Origin of the sequence: Lutimonas sp., assembly GCF_051011215.1 — a bacterium.
Classification (GTDB): Bacteria; Bacteroidota; Bacteroidia; order Flavobacteriales; family Flavobacteriaceae; genus Lutimonas.
Map to the genome: position 1 here is coordinate 1 of NZ_JBPCUJ010000090.1, position 5,018 is coordinate 5,018.

At 35.9% G+C, this 5,018-nt stretch carries 6 protein-coding genes and 2 tRNA genes; 2 read left to right on the forward strand and 6 right to left on the reverse strand.

The window, feature by feature from the left end:
- The first annotated feature begins 247 nt into the window (after positions 1-247).
- Positions 248-322: transfer RNA gene (locus ACR2MV_RS08115), tRNA-Gly, on the forward strand.
- Between the two features lie 20 nt (positions 323-342).
- Positions 343-428: transfer RNA gene (locus ACR2MV_RS08120), tRNA-Leu, on the forward strand.
- 464 nt (positions 429-892) lie between these two features.
- Here the strand turns inward: ACR2MV_RS08120 and ACR2MV_RS08125 are convergent.
- The 6 genes from ACR2MV_RS08125 to ACR2MV_RS08150 all read right to left on the reverse strand — a co-directional run.
- A complete protein-coding gene (locus ACR2MV_RS08125) occupies positions 893-1,294 on the reverse strand; it encodes a CBS domain-containing protein (RefSeq protein WP_434021408.1) in 402 nt (133 codons plus the stop codon).
- Positions 1,295-1,402: 108 nt separating this feature from the next.
- On the reverse strand, positions 1,403-1,750 hold the full coding sequence (locus ACR2MV_RS08130; RefSeq protein WP_434021409.1) for a P-II family nitrogen regulator: 348 nt from the start codon (positions 1,748-1,750) through the stop codon (positions 1,403-1,405).
- The gene (locus ACR2MV_RS08135) at positions 1,740-2,528 is read right to left on the reverse strand and encodes a DUF1538 domain-containing protein (protein WP_434021410.1); all 789 of its coding nucleotides are present in this window, start codon (positions 2,526-2,528) and stop codon (positions 1,740-1,742) included. The genes ACR2MV_RS08130 and ACR2MV_RS08135 overlap by 11 nt, the downstream gene beginning before the upstream one ends.
- A 15-nt stretch (positions 2,529-2,543) precedes the next feature.
- The gene (locus ACR2MV_RS08140; RefSeq protein WP_434021411.1) at positions 2,544-3,287 is read right to left on the reverse strand and encodes a DUF1538 family protein; all 744 of its coding nucleotides are present in this window, start codon (positions 3,285-3,287) and stop codon (positions 2,544-2,546) included.
- 78 nt (positions 3,288-3,365) lie between these two features.
- A complete protein-coding gene (locus tag ACR2MV_RS08145; RefSeq protein WP_434021412.1) occupies positions 3,366-3,878 on the reverse strand; it encodes a DUF3124 domain-containing protein in 513 nt (170 codons plus the stop codon).
- A gap of 370 nt (positions 3,879-4,248) precedes the next feature.
- A partial coding sequence (locus tag ACR2MV_RS08150; RefSeq protein ID WP_434021413.1) for a LuxR C-terminal-related transcriptional regulator occupies positions 4,249-5,018 on the reverse strand: 770 nt, incomplete at its 5' end.

Genomic DNA, 5,018 nt, shown 5'->3' on the forward strand with positions numbered 1-5,018 from the left:
AGATCGCCTAAAATATTATGTTTTACTACTACCGCTTCCACCTTGCTAAATGCCTGTTTTTAAAATCGGTGCAAATATATCCATTAATTAAGATTAACTGCATAAAAAAATATTAAAAATATGGACAAAAAAGCTTTGCGATTTATTAAAATGTATTAAATTTGCGCCTGCCTAATAAGAAATAGATGATGCATTTAGATATTAGGTTGGCAATTTTAAATTGCTTTGTTCATTGACTAAAACTAATGCGAAAGTAGCTCAGGGGTAGAGCATCACCTTGCCAAGGTGAGGGTCGCGGGTTCAAATCCCGTCTTTCGCTCCATTAATTATAACCAATTCAATGCTCGGATGGTGGAATTGGTAGACACGTTGGACTTAAAATCCAATGAGCAGTAATGTTCGTGCGGGTTCAAGTCCCGCTCCGAGTACAAATGGTAAAAAACCAAGCTGAATAAGCTTGGTTTTTTTTGTTTTAAGACAGTGCGTGAGCTCGCTCACAAGTGCTGTCTTAAAATAAAAAAATGTCAGACGCGAAGCGGATGTTGGTTTTTTGTTTGACTTTGTTCGGTCTGGGACTCAGCGAAGCTAATTCCCGCAACATCCTCAAAACTTCAAATCAAATACCGAAAAAAAATAACAGACGCGAAGCGGATGTTGGTTTTTTGTTTGACTTTGTTCGGACAGGGACTCAGCGAAGCTAATTCCCGCAATTTTTCTCGATATTTCTTATCAAAACTATTAGAGAAAACAAAAAATAATAAACCCTCAGCGGCTCGGTTTTTTGAAATTCAATATAAGTATCCGATAATTACTGATAGTGAAAACCTTCAAGAATCCATTTCCTTTCAAATACGATCAGTGCGGAGATTCTTTTTTTCAGAAGTTTTATATACTAGAATAATATGTTGTCCAAAATCAGATGGGACAGCGATACCATTCCAATATATTCACCATTTTCTTCAACCGGAGCCATCCTCAGCCCAACCGTCATAAGTAAACTTGCAACATAGCGTACGTCCATATTAGCTGGTACGCTGATAGCCGGCTTTGACATAATCTCAAATATATTAACCTCCTCCGAAGTTTTTTCAGGAATAATAACACCTTTTATAAAATCATGAACTATCACAATCCCGTAGGCATCTTGTTTATGTCGCTTTTTGACTATTAAAGCTTCTACATTTTCTTTACGCATTAAATCAACCGCTTCTTTGGCAGTAGCCATACCATCTACGAAAACTACGTTTTTCGTCATGACATCCTTGGCACTCTGAAAACTTCTTTTTGTATCCATGTGTACTGTTTTTTTTTAATTATATCTGGTCATGTTTTTTATGGAAGAAAAACTCTGACCCATGCATTTCACTCATTTTATCTATGAGAAATACTATATTCAATTACCCTAAAAATACTTATCGCGGGCCTGATCTTTAAACTTTTTCATTTGACTATCGAGTCCGGCGATATGTTCTACAGGTAAAACAAGGGCTATACCCGTTCCCGGCTGATCAAATTTACCCGCTAACTGTATCACCTTCATAAGCTTTTCTACGACGTGTTCCTCTACAAGAAAAACTACAATATCCGTTTTATCCTCAATACTAAGTCCAAAAAAGGACTTTGCCTCATGCATACCAGTTCCCCGGGCCGGTACAATTGTTGCCCCGGTGGCTCCTGCTTCTTTCATCGCGTCAACCACCTTATCCGTAATATTGGGTTTGACAAAGGCCATGATCAATTTAAATTTCATCTCTTTTTATTTTTATTTTAAACAATCGTGTTTTTAATTCCATGATTTGTGCATATCCCAATACCGTAATAATTGGAAACAAGCTAGCAAATGCGATCAACCCAAATCCGTCAATCGCTGGATTTCTTCCTGGCACTGTACTCGACAATCCTAAACCAAGTGCTGCAACGATAGGAACAGTTACAGTTGAAGTGGTAACTCCCCCCGAATCATAGGCCAAGGCAATCAAGTTTTTAGGAGCAAAAAATGTCTGGATAATTACTAGAATATAACCTGCCATGATGTAGACAAACAATGAAGTTCCTGTAACAATCCTGAATGTTCCGAGCGCCAATGCAAAAGCCACTCCTAATGCCACAGTAACGCGAAGTCCTCCCTGGCTTATTGTTCCTGCAGAAACTTCATCGGCTTTTATAGCAACAGCAATGAGTGAGGGTTCTGCTATTGTTGTAGAAAAACCTATTAATGCGGAAAAAATATAAATCCAGTAGTACGATCGCCAGTCTGAGGGTCCGCCTAATGAGGTTCCTAAAAATTCTGGATCAGATAATTGAGTTGCCATGATCTTTCCTATGGGGAAAAGTGCTTTTTCTAATCCCATTAAAAACAGCGCAAGTCCAATTACCACATAAACCCCGCCAAGAATTACTTTTTTAAGATGTGGTATGGGTTGTTTAAGCACCACTAATTGAAAAAAAACAATCACTACCAAAATAGGTAATACATCTCTCAATGTAGCAAACAATTCCAGAACAAAATCTTTTACAAAGTCTATCATTATTCTATCTATTTCTTAAAACCAAAATAAGCCATATACCATCACAAAAATCATTGGCAGAAGCGAAGCAAAGGCAATCAGTCCAAAACCATCTGTTAATGGACTTCTCCCCTTGATCACTGTAGCGAGCCCAACTCCTAATGCTGTTACCAGCGGAACAGTAATTGTAGAGGTAGTAATGCCTCCGGCATCGTATGCCAAACCAATGATCTCTTTGGGAGCTATTATGGTCATCAACATAACTAAAATATATCCACCGATGATTAAATAATACAAAGGCCAACCTTTAAGTATTCGTAATACTCCAATAACAATGGCTAAGCCAACTGAAAAAGCAACAGTTAGTCGTAAACCCAGAGCGTAATAATACATCGTTTCTTGATTATTCTCAATTAAACCCGCATTGGATGATATTATCGAGGCTTCCTTTGCTATAGCAATTAAGGCGGGCTCTGCTATTGTTGTAGAAAACCCGAGGACAAAGGAAAAAATCAATAACCAAACAAGGCTTCCCTTCTTTGCAAGGGCATAAGCCATCGACTCACCAATTGGAAACAATCCAATCTCCAAGCCTTCTATGAAAAACATCAAACCTACTATTACGAACAGAAAACCAAATATAATTTCCCCAATTTGTGGAAATGGCTGCCGTATAACAACACTTTGAAAAAAAACAACCACCACAATTATTGGAATCAGATCTAAAAGTGAATGTCTCAATTTTTTGAGTATCCCTAAGGTGAAATGCTTATACTTCATTCTTTTCTATTCTTTAATTGCTCTTCATACTCCCGGAGGAATATTTCAAGAATCAAACTTTTAACTGAATGTCCAATTTTATTCAAATATTCTTACGCCTCTTGTTGAAAATGCTAATCCTTGCTGCTCATAGGGTGAAATCATAACTGCCTCAAACAAAGGAGGGTTTTTATCATTTTCCATCGCCCAATCAAATATAAAATTAGCGCCAGAACCCCCTTCCATATCGCGATCTTCGATAATTATCTCTACAGTTTCCAAGGGTTTTAAAAAAATTGGATCTTTTAAATACCGCCTGACATTCTTTCCTACGGTATTGTAATAATCAGCTTGTAAAATATAAACTGAATCAGTCATAGACACATTACGAATACTGATTGTAATTGTAAGGTCAAATGTTTTATGTTCATGAATATGATAAATATGTGAATAAACCGGAAGATAGGTTTTACCCTGAATGTAATTATCGAAATTGACAATATCTGATTTCCTGCTCTTCCAATCGGCTTGTTTATCAAGGTTTTTATCGGCGTCACTCTCACAAGAAAGAAAAACCAAGGATAAAAATAAAAGTTTTATACTATTTCTCATTTCATACTTTTTTAAATCTTCTTAAAGATACAAATCATATTCAAATAGTTAGTTGAATTTCTGAGGCTCGTTTTCAAATCACAGGCTGGTTTTGTATATGAACAAACTGAGAATAATGATGTCATGTTTTTTCTTTATGATGTCGTATTTTCAGCATATTATGCATCGATTGTTAGAAAAATAACCGGTAGTTAATTAATGTGGTCTTTATAATTCTGAAGTATTTTTTAATAAGCTAGATGATTAATATGGTGATCTGTTTTATTTCCCTAATGGCGAATTGCGAATCTTTGAATTATCAGTTAAAATGGTTGATTAAGACGCATTCAAGTAAATTTCGTCAAAAGTATGCCAAAGTGATCAAGCATTCCTAAATAACCCCTTCCCTAATACATTTCGTAATCAGATGAATACTATTTTTAACATCTGCCTTCTTAAGAATATTTTTCCTATGGGTTCTGACGGTGTGTTCAGATATAAAAAGAAGCTTGGCTATTTCTTCAACCGTATTTCCGTTTGAAATAGATTTAATTACTTCAATTTCTCTGGCTGAAAACTTACTCTTAAAGCTTAACTTTTTTTCGCCGGTTGGCAGTGAAAAATAAGATTCATGCTTATAGCTTATAAAAGAAATTTTGTGATCAATAGGCGCCTCTAAGTAGCTTATATCGGCATGAACGCCAATCACCTTCATTATTCTGCCATCCTCTGTTGTGCTGATCGCCTTGGCCTGATGAAGAATTGTTTTGCACTTACCTGATTTTGTTAAAACCCTGTTCGTATAAACAACCTTATAATCTATGATATGATCAGGAGGAATTTGCTTAAACAAAAATTCTGAAGCTGTCTTTTCTTTATCATGAAGTTTGTCTAAATCGTCCGGATGATAACTTCCCAGCAGTGTTTCAAGACTTAAATCTTCCGGCTCGATTTCTAACACTTCTTTTACATTTTCAGAGACATATTCAATCTTTAAAGTCGCAAAATTGAAGATATAATAGTAAAAAGACCCTGCCGCAAAAAACTGACTAATTTGATCAATTATATTATGATCGCTGTTAATAATCTCATTCTTTTCAATATAATTCTCCTCTCTCCAGTATTTTTTAATACTTGCAATCTTTTTTGATTCTTTCAATG